This window comes from Mucilaginibacter sp. OK283 (assembly GCF_900110415.1).
GTDB lineage: Bacteria > Bacteroidota > Bacteroidia > Sphingobacteriales > Sphingobacteriaceae > Mucilaginibacter.
The window spans coordinates 259,373-272,445 of the sequence record NZ_FODR01000008.1 but is presented as its reverse complement, the minus strand read 5'-3'; the positions used below and the strand labels follow the sequence as shown (position 1 = coordinate 272,445).

Sequence of the window (13,073 nt, the reverse complement as noted above, 5' to 3'; positions counted from 1 at the left end):
ACCCGGGCAATAAACGGTTTTACTCAAAAAACAAACTAAACATCACCGTATGTAACGACAACTTACTGATAGGCGCCGAAAACGGGTGATTTTCGGGCACCAGGATATTGCCAAAGGAGTTGGATACTTTGATTTGTGGCGACAGCTTAAAAAATTCGAAATAGATATCGCAGCCCAGGCCGGCTTCGTAGGAGCTAAAACCGCCAACATTTTTTACCATCTTATCTAAAGGGTCAAGATTGGTTTCATCCTTTTTGGTGCCGATGGCCTTGGTGTATTTTACTCCCCCCAAAATATAAGCGCGAAAATCGCCCAATCTGTCGGATTTTAGCTTGAAAGAAAGGGGCACTTCAACCGAAGTCGTTTGAATTTGCTTTACCTGGTTTTGGTCAGGATTGGAGTAAGTATAACTCAGGTTCCGGTCGGCAAAAACCAGTGATGGGGTTACACGTACTTCAAAATGTTCGGTTAAGGTGTAGCGGGTTAAAAAGCCGATGGCAAAGCCGGGCTGGCTTTTTGAGCCTATGCTGTTTACCGAGTCGGTAATGTTTTTGTTGGTGGCGGCGTCAAAAAAGGGTTTGCGCCAGTCGGGCTTTTTAACTATCCGCAGGTCGCTGCTTACATAACTAAAGCTAAAACCAAAGCTCAGGTCTTGCTGATCGGCCCCTCCGCCCCATGCCGGTACATATTGTGCCAGCGAAATTTTGCTGCAAAATAAAAGGCATAAAAGTAAGAGGTACCGGTTTTTGATCATTTAACGCCTGTGTATATCGAACAAATTCCAAACGCCAACGGCCTGTGTTTGGTATTTTTAAAACCTACTTTATCCATTAAAGCCACAAAATTTTTGCCATCGGGGAAAGCGGCAACCGACTCGGGCAGGTAGCTATACGCGCGGGAGTCTTTACTGAATAACTTGCCGATACCCGGCGTTATATAGTTAAAGTAAAAATTGTACAACTGTTTTATAGGGAATGCTTTAGGTTTTGAAAACTCCAACACCACAGCTTTGCCACCAGGTTTTAAAACCCGTTGAATATCGGCCAGGCCAACTTCCAGGTTCTCAAAATTGCGTACACCGTATGCCACCGTAACGGCGTCAAATTCATTATTGGCAAAAGGCAGCTTCTCCGAATCGCCAAGCTTTACTCCAAATTTATCGCCCAGGCCACGTTTAGCAATTTTTTGCTCAGCAATGTCAAGCATTCCCCGTGAAATATCTACACCAACAATTTTTTCGGGCTTCAGTATTTTCAAAGCTTCAAAGGCAAAATCGCCGGTGCCGGTAGCCACGTCGAGGATCAGTTTGGGCCGATCTTTTTTTAATTCGTTGATAGCTTTTTTGCGCCAGATGATATCGATGCCTAAAGACATGAAATGGTTCAAAAAATCGTATGTTTTTGATATATTATTGAACATATCGGCCACCTGTTCTTTCTTGGTGGCCTGCTCATTATTGTACGGAGTTATGGTTTTGCTCATTTTATAATGTGCGCAAAGATAATGATTGTATGTTGATTGATTTTATCTGGTTGGATTAAGTTGACAGGCTTGTGTAAATGTTAAGTCAATTCGCTAATTTTAAAAACCAATTTAAGGTTAAGCAAATGCAGCAAGGCTATCCTTTAAAAGGAGAACAATTTTTCAGGCTTTCTTTAAATTAAAATTATACATCAATTGATTGTCCCTTATCTATGAAAGAAAAACAAGAATCCTCGCGCCGGAGTTTTATTAGAAAATTAACCACAACCACTGCCGCCGTTGCGGTTGGCAACAGCCTGTTTGCATCGCAAAGTACCGTTAAACCCTTCGCCATATTAAAAAGGCAATTGGGTTATGAGCTTAACGATCAGATTAACATTGCCTTGATAGGTGCTGGTGGTATGGGCAACAGCGATACTGATACAGCGCTAAAAGTTCCCGGCGTAAAGCTGGTAGCTGTTTGCGATTTGTATGATGGCCGCCTTAAAGATGCCAAAGCCAAATATGGTGCCGATATTTTTACCACCAGGGTTTATAAAGAAATCCTGAACCGTAAAGACATTGATGCCGTAATAATTGCCACGCCCGATCATTGGCATCAGCAAATATCTGTTGATGCCATGCACGCGGGCAAACATGTGTACTGCGAAAAACCCATGGTACATGCCATTACCGAAGGCCCGGCAGTGATAAAAGCCCAACAGGAAACCGGGAAAATTTTCCAGGTGGGCAGCCAGGGCGTATCATCGTTAGGTAACGAGAAAGCGCATGAACTGTTAAAAAGCGGTGCTATCGGTCAGCTGAATTATGCAGAAGGATTTTGGGCGCGCCGCGAACCGCTGGAGGTTTGGCAATACCCCATCCCGGTAGATGCATCGCCCCAAACGCTGGATTGGGAAACCTACATCAGCAATACCAAAAAACGCCCCTTTGATGAAAAAAGGTTTTTCCGCTGGAGAAACTATACCGACTACGGCACCGGCATGGCCGGCGATTTATTTGTGCACCTGTTTTCGAGCCTGCACTTTATAACCGACTCGATGGGGCCGAATAAAATTTATGCATCGGGCGGGCTACGTTTCTGGAATGATGGCCGCGAAGTGCCCGATGTATTGTTGGGCACTTTTGATTACGGCAAAACCCAGGCGCACCCGGCATTCAACCTTTCGCTGAGGTGTAATTTTGTGGATGGCACCAGCGGCACTACCTATTTAAAACTTGTAGGCAGCGAAGGATCTATGGATATTACGTGGGATAAAGTCACCCTTAAACGCAACAAAACTTTTGCATCCGACGATCCCTTTTATTTAGATAAATTGAAGAAAGCCGGTGTTGGCTATGCCGAACGTAAAAAGATGTTGCCGCCTGAAGAAATTACGTATGATGCCGATAAGGGTTATATGGGCGGTCCTTATGATCACATGGTCAACTTTTTTACTGCCATCCGTAATAATGGCAAGGTAACCGAAGATGCCGTATTTGGTTATCGCGCTGCCGCACCTGCCCTGTTATGCAACGATAGCTATTATAATAATAGCCCTATGTTTTGGGATCCGGAGAAAATGCAGGTTTCGAAGAAGAGTTAAGAATTAAGAGTCAAGACAGAAGAAAATTCAATCAAATCTAATGAAACAACAATTGAAAAAACTGGGGTTGGTAATGGCTGCGGCGGCTTTGGTTTGTGTGCAAACATCGGCGGTTAGTGTAAAAGTACCGCCGCACGTAAAAAAAGCGGCTGTTAAAAGGGGCCCATGGGTAAACCTTTTTGATGGTAAAACTTTAAATGGCTGGCATAGCTTCAACAAAAAAGGCGAGGTTAAAAACTGGACCATTGTTAATGGTGCCCTGGTTTGCCTGGGCGCGGCCGAAGGCGATACCGGCGGCGACATTGTAACTGATAAAGCTTATACCAACTTTGAGTTGGAGTGGGAATGGAAAATTGATAAGGGCAGTAACAGCGGCGTACTATACCACGTAATTGAAGATCCGAAATACCATGCCACTTATAACACTGGCCCCGAATACCAGATCATAGACGATGAAGGCTGGCCCGACAAACTGGAAGAGTGGCAAAAAACGGGCTGCGATTATGCCATGCACCTGCCCAACACCCTTAAAAAGCTGGAGCCGGTTGGTAAATGGAACATCAGCAAAATAGTATTCAACAATGGGCATGTAGAACACTGGCTAAACGGATCGAAAATAATTGCTTTTGAGGCCTGGACCGACGAATGGAACAAGAAAAAAGCCGAAGGTAAATGGAAAGACTATCCCGACTACGGCACCGCTAAAACCGGTTTAATTGCCCTGCAGGACCACGGGCATAAGGCGTATTTCCGGAACATCAGGATAAAAGAGTTGTAAAACGTTTTAGCAATTTGCAATATTGATAGGATTTTTTCTGAACCTGGATTAAGCAGATTTTTCAGATTTTAACAAAAGACTTGATTGAAGATTTATTTAAAAATCCGCGTAATCTGAAAAATCTGCTTAATCCAGGTTCAGATAATTACTTAACTAAAGCCAAAAGCCCTTCAATATCCAGCCTCCTGGTAAACATGGTCAGATCGCCATTTTCATCAAGTGGCCAGTTTTCTTTTGGCCTGTCCCAGTAAAGTTCAACACCGTTTTGGTCGGGATCATTCAGGTAGATGGCTTCGGATACGCCATGATCTGATGCACCGGTGATAGGGTATTTGGCATCAATCAGCCGCTGCAAAATTGCAGCAAGATCCTTACGTTCGGGGTAAAGTATAGCAGTATGGTATAAACCGGGTGCATATTCCGGCGCGGGCGAAGCGCCTTTACTGTGCCAGGTATTTAAACCAATATGGTGGTGATACCCCCCGGCAGATATAAAAGCTGCCTGATCGCCGTAAAGCATCATTCTATCAAAACCAAGCAAACCGCAATAAAAATCAAGGGATTTTTGCAGGTCGCTTACCTTTAAATGTACATGGCCAATGCGGGTTTGGGCTGGTATTTTATAATTGCTCATTTTTTTACATGTTTAAACATCAAATTTAAGTATTATTGCATTTACATTTGTTTACCTATTGTAAACAAGCTAAGGCACATTGGTTCATCAAGCCTAAGGCTGCCACGTGCTTGCAGTTAAAAATAATTACCTTTGCAGCATGATTGTTAAAACGGCCGAATTTATTTGCAGCAATACCCAAATTTCGAAGCTACCGCCGCCCATTAAGGCCGAGTATGCTTTTATAGGGCGCTCAAACGTAGGCAAATCTTCGCTGATCAATATGCTCACGCAAAAAAAGGGATTAGCCAAAACATCGCAAACACCAGGCAAAACCCAGTTGATAAACCACTTTTTTATTAACGACAACTGGTATATTGTTGATTTACCCGGCTACGGATATGCCCGGGCTTCAAAAACAAATAAAGCCAACTGGAATAAATTTATCCATAACTACCTTGATAAGCGCGAAAGCCTGCAATGCGTTATGGTATTGATAGATAGCCGCCTGGAACCACAAAAAATAGATATCGAATTTTGTAACTGGCTGGGCGAAAAAGGCTTGTCGTTTGTACTGGTTTTCACCAAGGCAGACAAGCAATCGAGCGTAAAAACCGACCAAAACATAGCCAAATTTAAAAAAGCCCTGCTGGAAACTTTTGAAGAAGCCCCACAATACTTCATCACCTCGGCCGAGCTGCAATTGGGCCGGGACGAGATTTTGGATTTTATAGATAATATTAATAAGAGTTTTGTGGTACCACATTATGAACCGAGGGATTAAAATGTCGCTTTTTTAAATCCCCTCTCGAGAGGGGGCGTGAAAGAAAGTGCGGCTGCAGGGGTGTGTTGTACGCCATTAAAGCAAAGCGATACGTATTTATGCCACGCAAAATAATACCATACAACCCAAACCTGAAAGACTTAGCCCGCAAGCTAAGAAACGATAGTACCCTGGGCGAAGTATTGCTTTGGAATGAAATAAAGGGAAAAGGCTTTGGTTTTGATTTTCATAGGCAAAAACCGTTGTTAAATTATATTGTAGACTTTTATTGCAGTGAGTTAAATTTGGTGATTGAGGTTGACGGACATTATCATAATCACGAAGAAAAAGCTGAGGCAGATAATTTACGGGACCAGGAACTTGCAAAATATGATTTAACAGTAATTCGTTTTACCGAACAGGAAGTAAGAAAAGATATCGCTAATGTTTTAAGAACAATTGAGAGCTATGTTGCAGAACACACCCCTCCCCCCTCTCAAGAGGGGAATCGCACGGGGCCAGCGCTTTTTTGATCTGCTTTAATTTGTAAACGCAGTGTACATCTAAAATAAACATCGAAAATAACCCCATAAAAAGGGATACATATAACATGAAAAAATACCTTTCATTAGTAACATTTACCCACACCATCTTTGCCATGCCGTTTGCATTTATCGGCTTTTTTTTGGCGGTAACTACTACGCAGCATACGTTCGATTGGCGTAAGCTGGTGCTTATGGTGCTGTGCATGATCTTCGCCCGCAACTCGGCCATGGCTTTTAACCGCTATCTGGATAGGGACATCGATGCCCAAAACCCACGCACTAAACAACGGGATATCCCGGCGGGGCGTATCAGCGCGGCCTCGGCTTTAACCTTTACATTGATCAACTGCGGCCTGTTTATAGCAGCCACATTTTTTATCAACCCTTTGTGCTTTTACCTGTCGCCAGTTGCTTTATTTGTGGTAATGGGCTACAGTGCTACCAAGCGTTTTACAGCATTATGCCATTTGGTTTTAGGCCTGGGCTTATCCTTAGCTCCCATCGGCGCTTACCTGGTAGTGACGGGCGAATTTGCGTTAACACCCATATTTTTCTCACTTTCGGTTTTATGCTGGGTAAGCGGATTTGATATTATTTACGCCCTGCAGGATGAAGATTTCGACCGCAGCCAAAACCTGCATTCTATCCCCGCTTATCTGGGTAAAGTAAATGCATTACGGCTGTCAACGTTTTTGCATGTGTTGTCGGCTTTATTTATAATGATGCCGGTGTTATTTACCCATGTTGGTATCTTATATTACGTAGGCATAGCGTTTTTCTGCGCTATGTTAATTTACCAGCACCTGTTGGTAAAACCGAACGATTTGAGCCGGGTAAACTTTGCATTTATGACCACCAACGGCATTGCCAGTGTTGTATTTGCGGTGTTATTCCTGTTAGATAGAATATGGACGCGCTAACGGCCCTCAACAAATTCAGGGAGCATTTTCATTTATATGTAGTGCTTACTGATGACGAATGGAGTATACTTTCCAGGTACCTGGAAGTAGCCGCTCTGAAAAAGAAAAAAAACTTTGCCGAGCCGGGAAAAGTATGCAACCACATTGGTTTGGTTGTAAAGGGTGCAGTAAGGTATTTTCATGTTAAAGATGGCGAAGAAATAACCGGTTATTTTAGTTTCGAGGATGAGATGCTCAGCTCCTACAAAAGTTTCCTTACCCGCCAACCAGGTTTATTCTATATCCAGGCTTTGGAAGATTCGCAAATTGTTACCTTGAGCCACAATGCCCTACAGGAAGTTTGCGCCAACCAAATAATGAGTTTCAAAATGGAGCGCTTTGGCCGGCTAATGGCAGAACACTATCTTATTTGCTATGAAGACCGTGTAGCCTCTTTCATCACCCAAACACCCGAAGAACGCTACCATAAATTACTTGAAACTGGCGGCGAAGTAATGCAGCGCATCCCTCAACATTATATAGCCAATTTTTTAGGCATCACCCCGGTTTCGCTTTCGCGGATCAGGAGAAGGATTATGAAGATAAGCGCCTGATGAGCTTTAAAGCGGAAGGGTTAAGGCCAAAAGCTAAGTTCCGCAATTCAGCTAAATGCCTAAGTCATCCGAAACGGCGCAGCCCTCCACGCAGTTAATTTGAAATTTGCACATCAAATCCTGTCAATCCAGCATAATCCCGAGATCGTGTTTTTATTATCTTTTGTTAACGTTTTGATATTCATAGCCACCATATCTTTGGATAAACAAAAACGAAAAGATGATGCACACCATATTAGGAGCCGGCGGTACAGTAGCAAACGTACTCACCCGCGAATTGATTAACGCAAACCAAACCGTTCGTTTGGTTAGCCGCAAACCGGTAAATATTACAGGCAAAAATGTAACCTGGCAAAAGGCCGATCTGTTAAATTATGACGAAGTTTTGGCGGCTGCCCAGGGATCAACAGTTATTTACCTGGTGGCGGGCATTGTTTATGATGCAGTTATTTGGCAGGCGCAATGGCCTGTTATTATGCAAAATGTGATCAATGTTACCAAAGCCACCGGGGCACGATTAATATTTTTTGGTAACGTATACATGTATGGCCTGGTTGATGGCCCCATGACAGAGGATACCCCTTACAACCCCTGCAGCAAAAAAGGGCAGGTACGCGCAGGCATTGCCAATATGCTGATGGATGAAGTTAAGGCTGGCACTATCCGCGCTTCCATTGCCCGTGCCCCCGATTTTTATGGCACCGACTCGTTAAACAGCTTTGTGGATATGATGGTGATAACCAAGTATGCTGCTAAACAAACCGCCCAGTGGATTGGCAATCCAAACAAAAAACACAACTTTATTTACATTCCCGATGCCGGCAAAGCGATGTTCCTGCTTGGCCAAAACCCCGATAGTGATAACCAGGTATGGCACATGCCCACCCCGCCGGCTATAACCGGCAAAGAGTTTATGACTATTGCCGCCCGGGTTTATGGTGTAAAACCTAAATTCTTTACTTTACGCAAGTATATGTTGTGGCTGATAGGCCTGTTTCAAAAAGTGGTGATGGGCACTGTGGAGATGTACTACCAATACGATCATGACTATATTTTTGACAGCAGCAAATTTGAAAGGGTTTTTAATTTTAAACCTACAAGCTATGAACAGGGGTTAAAAGAATTGTCTGAAACGTTGTATAAGGCGAAGTAGAGAAAGGCCGGAAGCCGGAAAGTAAGTAAAGTCCGAAAGTAGCTTCTCTGGCTTTTTCGGACTCCCTGTCTTTCCGACTTTCCAACTCCAAGACTTTCGGACTTTCCGACTTCCGGTCTTTCCAACTAAATCCGCATATTTGCATATCTGTACATCTGAAAATTATGATCCACAAAAAAACAAGAAAATATATCCCGGCTACGCTTGACATTAAATGGGAAACGCTTGAACCGTTTTACAAAGAATTATTGGACCGCCCCATAAACTCGGTTCAGGAGCTGGAAAAATGGCTGCATGACAGGAGTGAACTGGAAGCCGCTTTAGAAGAAGATTCGGCCTGGCGCTATATTCGCATGACCTGCGATACCACCAGCGAAGAATTGCTACAAAGCTTCCAGTATTTTGCTACCGAAATTTCACCAAAAATCGCGCCTTATGATAACGGGTTGAACAAAAAGCTGGTTGCAAGTCCTTATGTCGATCAGTTGGATAGCGAAAAATATTTCGTGTTTTTACGGGCGATCAAAAAAAGCTTAGAGCTTTTCCGCGAAGAGAATATCCCGGTACAAACCGAAATCCAGGTGGAGCAGCAAAAATACCAGTCGATAACGGGCGCTATGTCGGTTCATATTGACGATAAGGAATATACCCTGGAGCAGGCATCGGTGTTTTTAAAAGGAACAGACCGCGCTAAGCGCCAGGAGGTTTGGGAAAAGATAACCAATCGCCGTTTGCAGGAAAAAGACACACTGGATACGCTTTTTGACCACTTGCGCAAATTGCGTCATAAAGTAGCGCTAAACACGGGCTTCGAAAACTTCAGGGATTACATGTTCCAGGCATTAGGCCGTTTTGATTATACCCCGCAGGATTGCTATGCATTCCACGAGGCCATTGAAAAGGAGATTGTTCCTATCCTGCGCGAGCAGGCCGAAAAACGGCAGAAAGCGCTTAATTTACCTGCTTTAAAACCATGGGATATGGATGTTGATGTATCGGGCAAACCGGCGTTAAAACCATTTCAAAATGGTAATGACCTGATCGAAAAATCAATCCAGTGTTTCAGTAACATCAACCGTTACCTGGGCGAGCGTTTAGAGATCATGAAAGATAATAACCTGTTTGATGTGGAAAGCCGCAAAGGCAAAGCACCGGGCGGTTACAACTACCCGCTATCAGAAACCGGCGCGCCTTTCATTTTCATGAATTCGGCCAATACCTTCCGCGATTTAACCACCATGGTACACGAGGGCGGGCACGCGGTACATACCTTCCTTACTGCCGACCTGGAGTTAAACGATTTTAAACATTGCCCATCCGAAGTTGCCGAGCTGGCTTCTATGTCGATGGAGCTGATCTCGATGGATAACTGGAATGTGTTTTTTGATAACGAAGAAGACCTGAAACGTGCCAAACGCGATCAATTGTTCGACGTATTGAAAACCTTGCCGTGGGTGGCCGTGGTCGATCAGTTTCAGCACTGGATTTATACCAACCCCGACCATACCGATGCCGACCGACGTGCCGCCTGGATGGAAATTTACGAACCATTTGGTGCCGGTTTTGTTGACTGGAGCGAACATCCCGATGCTGAAGCAAACCTATGGCAAAAGCAATTGCACATTTTTGAAGTGCCATTTTACTATATTGAGTATGGCATGGCCCAGTTAGGCGCAATTGCCGTATGGAAAAACTATAAAGAAAACCCCGAGAAAGGCCTACAACAATACATGGATGCCCTGAAGCTTGGCTACACCAAAACCATCAAAGAAATTTACGAAACCGCCGGAATTAAGTTTGATTTCAGCGCCGGATATGTAAAGGAACTGGCGGAGTTTGTAAAGGGCGAAATGGATAAGATTGGGTAAAAGAGTTCTTATTAAAACCGTCGTTGCGAGTATCCATTAGGCAAAGCTGAAAAAAACGTTATGACGTGCAACGAATATAGTTAAACGAATGTTCTAAACTACCGTCATTGCGAGGTACGAAGCAATCCCGAACTATATGGGACTTAGCATGTCGGGGATTGCTTCGTACCTCGCAATGACGGATATTTTATACTGACAGTCAATAACTTACAAATGTATCATTGCGAGGTATTGATGGTCAAATTTATCTCTCCCAAGGTAGAAATCGCATAATTGCGTCTCCTTCGTACAAATCATACAACGTTTGCGCTATACTATTGCAGCAATACAACCGGGCAAGATTAACGCGCCTGAAGCGCAACAGCATCTAAATACCTCTTTGTAAAGCAAGCAGCTTGCTTAATGCGCTAAACATGTCTTATTTTTATGGCAACCAATTACTAAACACTTGAAATCAGCTAACTCATTTTGGGGTAGGTTAATCACGCTATTCCTGCTTATCGGCACTTTCCAAAGTACCGCCCCATTGTATGCACAATCATTGCCCGTTTGGAATACCGCAACCAGGCAGGATGAACCGGCAGATTGGCTGGTTAAGCCTGCACTTGAAAAAGCTGCCATATACCAAAGTGCCGATGGCAAAAACATTATTTTATACAATGGCTTGCTAAAGCGAAGTTTCCGCATTACGCCCAATGTTGCCTGTTACGATTTTATTAACCTGCAAAACCATCAGCAGCTATTACGTTCGGTAAAACCCGAAGCGCGCATCCAGGTAAATGGTAAAAGCTATAACGTTGGCGGCTTGTATGGTCAAAAGGAAAATGCCTACCTGGTTCCCGGACAGTTAGACGAGCTTAAAGCCAATGATAGCGATTTCAAATTCAGCCATTACCAGGTAGGCCCTATAAAAACTATTATCAACTGGAAAAGTGACGGCTGGTGGGCCACTAATAAAAAACAGGCTGCCGGCAAAACAATTACTTTTGTTTACCAATCGGCACTTCATGATTTAAAAGGTATTGTTGTAAGCGTACATTACAATATTTATGATGGCCTGCCGCTTGTCAGTAAATGGGTTAGCGTTCAAAACCAGTCAACAGGCAGCATTACACTTGGGCAGGTGGCTAACGAAATACTGGGCATGGTAGAAGAAGAAACCGCCGTAGTTGGCAGCACAACCCAAATGCAGCCGCCGCGCGGTATCTATTTTGAAAGCAATTACGCGTTTAACAACGCCATGCGCTACATCCTTAGCGACCAAACCACGCACTGGAAGGCCGACCCAGCCTACACATCGCAGGTTAACTATGATTATCAAACACCTTGCCTGCTTGAGGTATACCCTGAAAGGGTATTGGGCGTACAGCTAAGGCCCGGCGAAGATTTTACGTCGATTCAAACCTATGAATTGCTGATGGATAGTTATGACCGCGAGCGCCGCGGCCTTGCTATACGCAAAATGTACCGTACCATTGCACCCTGGGTAACCGCCAATCCCATTTTTATGCACCTGGTAAGCAAAAGCGACGATGAGGTACGCGGTGCTATTGATCAATGCGCTGCCACCGGGTACGAAGCTTTGATAATGAGTTTTGGCAGTCAGGTAAACCAGGAAGATACCACCATGCAAAATTTAAACCGGTGGAAAGTGCTGGCTGATTATGCGCATGGTAAAAATGTTAAAATTGGCGGCTATTCGTTATTCAGCTCCCGGCGCATCAGCGATTCGGATGATGTTATTGACCCTAAAACCGGCAAACCGGGCGGTGCGCTTTTTGGGAACGCACCTTGCTATGGCAGCAAATGGGGATTGGGCTACCGCGATAAAATTAAAAAGTTTTATGCCACAACCGGCTTTGATATTTGGGAAAACGATGGTCCATACCCCGGCGATGTTTGTGCATCAACCACTCATCCGGGGCATAAAGGTTTAGAAGATAGCCAATGGCAGCAAATGGCTATTCAGAAAGAACTGTACCACTGGCTAAACAACCGGGGTGTTTACATTAACGCCCCTGACTGGTATTTTTTGGATGGCACCAACAAAATTGCCATTGGCTACCGCGAAGTGAATTTTTCGCTTTCGCGCGGGCAGCAGGTGATATTGAACAGGCAAAACATTTTTGATGGCCTTTGGACCGAAATTCCATCAATGGTATGGGGTTTTGTGCCGCTTACCAAATACCAGGGCGGCGGGCCGGAGGCTGTACTTGAACCGCTAAAAGATCATTTGAAGGATTATAAAGCCTTAATGATGCAATATTATGGCGTCGGTGTACAGGCTTGCTACCGCGGCCCGCGTTTGTACGATAGCCCGGCAACAAAGCAAACAGTAACCGGGGTAATTAACTGGTATAAAAAGTACCGCGATATTCTTAACTCAGATATCATTCATTTAAGGCGCGCCGATGGGCGTGATTGGGACGGCATCATGCATGTTAACCCGCAGTTACCCGTTAAAGGGCTTGTTATGCTGTATAATCCGCTGAAACAAAAAATAACGCGGACTATCAAAGTACCGCTTTATTACACGGGGCTTACGCAATCAGCAACATTTTTGGAGCAGGGAAAATCGAAAATCAACGTAAAACTTAACCGCGATTATACCGCCAAATTAACCTTTACAATAGATGCAGAAAGCTATACCTGGTTTTTGGTGGAGTAGCCATGCTGTTAGCACAAAGCAACAGGAAAATCGATAATATATCTGGCCATGTACAATTAAAAACACAATACAATAACAGGCAATTATCGTTATAGCTTTATTGA

General features: G+C 44.0%; 12 protein-coding genes. 9 read left to right on the top strand and 3 right to left on the bottom strand.

Annotation, left to right across the window (positions count from 1 at the left end; all coding sequences use genetic code 11):
- Positions 1-19: 19 nt before the first annotated feature.
- Entirely contained in the window at positions 20-754 is a 735-nt protein-coding gene (locus tag BMX56_RS19205) for a type IX secretion/gliding motility protein PorT/SprT (RefSeq protein ID WP_090651293.1), read from the bottom strand.
- The gene (ubiE, locus tag BMX56_RS19200) at positions 751-1,482 is read right to left on the bottom strand and encodes a bifunctional demethylmenaquinone methyltransferase/2-methoxy-6-polyprenyl-1,4-benzoquinol methylase UbiE (protein WP_090651292.1); all 732 of its coding nucleotides are present in this window, start codon (positions 1,480-1,482) and stop codon (positions 751-753) included. Before ubiE ends, BMX56_RS19205 begins: the two co-directional genes overlap by 4 nt.
- A 212-nt stretch (positions 1,483-1,694) precedes the next feature.
- Here ubiE and BMX56_RS19195 point away from each other — a divergent pair, with 212 nt between their 5' ends.
- Positions 1,695-3,068, top strand: a complete 1,374-nt coding sequence (locus BMX56_RS19195) for a Gfo/Idh/MocA family protein (RefSeq protein WP_090651291.1) — start codon at positions 1,695-1,697, stop codon at positions 3,066-3,068.
- A gap of 40 nt (positions 3,069-3,108) precedes the next feature.
- Entirely contained in the window at positions 3,109-3,846 is a 738-nt protein-coding gene (locus tag BMX56_RS19190) for a 3-keto-disaccharide hydrolase (protein WP_090651290.1), read from the top strand.
- Between the two features lie 145 nt (positions 3,847-3,991).
- Here the strand turns inward: BMX56_RS19190 and BMX56_RS19185 are convergent, their stop codons facing one another.
- Positions 3,992-4,480 carry a VOC family protein gene (locus BMX56_RS19185; RefSeq protein ID WP_090651289.1) on the bottom strand — a complete coding sequence of 163 codons (489 nt, stop codon included), beginning with the start codon at positions 4,478-4,480 and terminating at the stop codon, positions 3,992-3,994.
- Positions 4,481-4,619: 139 nt separating this feature from the next.
- Here BMX56_RS19185 and yihA point away from each other — a divergent pair, with 139 nt between their 5' ends.
- The 7 genes from yihA (at position 4,620) to BMX56_RS19150 (ending at position 12,969) form a co-directional block, all read left to right on the top strand.
- Complete coding sequence (gene yihA / locus BMX56_RS19180) at positions 4,620-5,243, top strand: ribosome biogenesis GTP-binding protein YihA/YsxC (protein ID WP_090651288.1); 624 nt, start codon at positions 4,620-4,622, stop codon at positions 5,241-5,243.
- A 98-nt stretch (positions 5,244-5,341) separates the two neighbouring features.
- Positions 5,342-5,755 carry an endonuclease domain-containing protein gene (locus BMX56_RS19175; protein ID WP_090651287.1) on the top strand — a complete coding sequence of 138 codons (414 nt, stop codon included), beginning with the start codon at positions 5,342-5,344 and terminating at the stop codon, positions 5,753-5,755.
- 77 nt (positions 5,756-5,832) lie between these two features.
- On the top strand, positions 5,833-6,687 hold the full coding sequence (locus BMX56_RS19170; protein WP_090651286.1) for a UbiA-like polyprenyltransferase: 855 nt from the start codon (positions 5,833-5,835) through the stop codon (positions 6,685-6,687).
- Complete coding sequence (locus BMX56_RS19165; RefSeq protein ID WP_090651285.1) at positions 6,675-7,280, top strand: Crp/Fnr family transcriptional regulator; 606 nt, start codon at positions 6,675-6,677, stop codon at positions 7,278-7,280. The genes BMX56_RS19170 and BMX56_RS19165 overlap by 13 nt, the downstream gene beginning before the upstream one ends.
- 220 nt (positions 7,281-7,500) lie before the next feature.
- On the top strand, positions 7,501-8,433 hold the full coding sequence (locus BMX56_RS19160) for an NAD-dependent epimerase/dehydratase family protein (RefSeq protein ID WP_090651284.1): 933 nt from the start codon (positions 7,501-7,503) through the stop codon (positions 8,431-8,433).
- Between the two features lie 164 nt (positions 8,434-8,597).
- Entirely contained in the window at positions 8,598-10,301 is a 1,704-nt protein-coding gene (locus tag BMX56_RS19155; RefSeq protein ID WP_090651283.1) for a M3 family oligoendopeptidase, read from the top strand.
- Positions 10,302-10,749: 448 nt separating this feature from the next.
- Positions 10,750-12,969 carry an alpha-galactosidase gene (locus BMX56_RS19150; RefSeq protein ID WP_218152453.1) on the top strand — a complete coding sequence of 740 codons (2,220 nt, stop codon included), beginning with the start codon at positions 10,750-10,752 and terminating at the stop codon, positions 12,967-12,969.
- Positions 12,970-13,073: the final 104 nt, after the last annotated feature.

Coding starts and splice junctions, on each gene's coding strand:
- BMX56_RS19205 (WP_090651293.1), bottom strand. CDS start 754: ATGATCAAAAACCGGTACCTCTTACTTTTATGCCTTTTATTTTGCAGC.
- ubiE (WP_090651292.1), bottom strand. CDS start 1,482: ATGAGCAAAACCATAACTCCGTACAATAATGAGCAGGCCACCAAGAAA.
- BMX56_RS19195 (WP_090651291.1), top strand. CDS start 1,695: ATGAAAGAAAAACAAGAATCCTCGCGCCGGAGTTTTATTAGAAAATTA.
- BMX56_RS19190 (WP_090651290.1), top strand. CDS start 3,109: ATGAAACAACAATTGAAAAAACTGGGGTTGGTAATGGCTGCGGCGGCT.
- BMX56_RS19185 (WP_090651289.1), bottom strand. CDS start 4,480: ATGAGCAATTATAAAATACCAGCCCAAACCCGCATTGGCCATGTACAT.
- yihA (WP_090651288.1), top strand. CDS start 4,620: ATGATTGTTAAAACGGCCGAATTTATTTGCAGCAATACCCAAATTTCG.
- BMX56_RS19175 (WP_090651287.1), top strand. CDS start 5,342: ATGCCACGCAAAATAATACCATACAACCCAAACCTGAAAGACTTAGCC.
- BMX56_RS19170 (WP_090651286.1), top strand. CDS start 5,833: ATGAAAAAATACCTTTCATTAGTAACATTTACCCACACCATCTTTGCC.
- BMX56_RS19165 (WP_090651285.1), top strand. CDS start 6,675: ATGGACGCGCTAACGGCCCTCAACAAATTCAGGGAGCATTTTCATTTA.
- BMX56_RS19160 (WP_090651284.1), top strand. CDS start 7,501: ATGATGCACACCATATTAGGAGCCGGCGGTACAGTAGCAAACGTACTC.
- BMX56_RS19155 (WP_090651283.1), top strand. CDS start 8,598: ATGATCCACAAAAAAACAAGAAAATATATCCCGGCTACGCTTGACATT.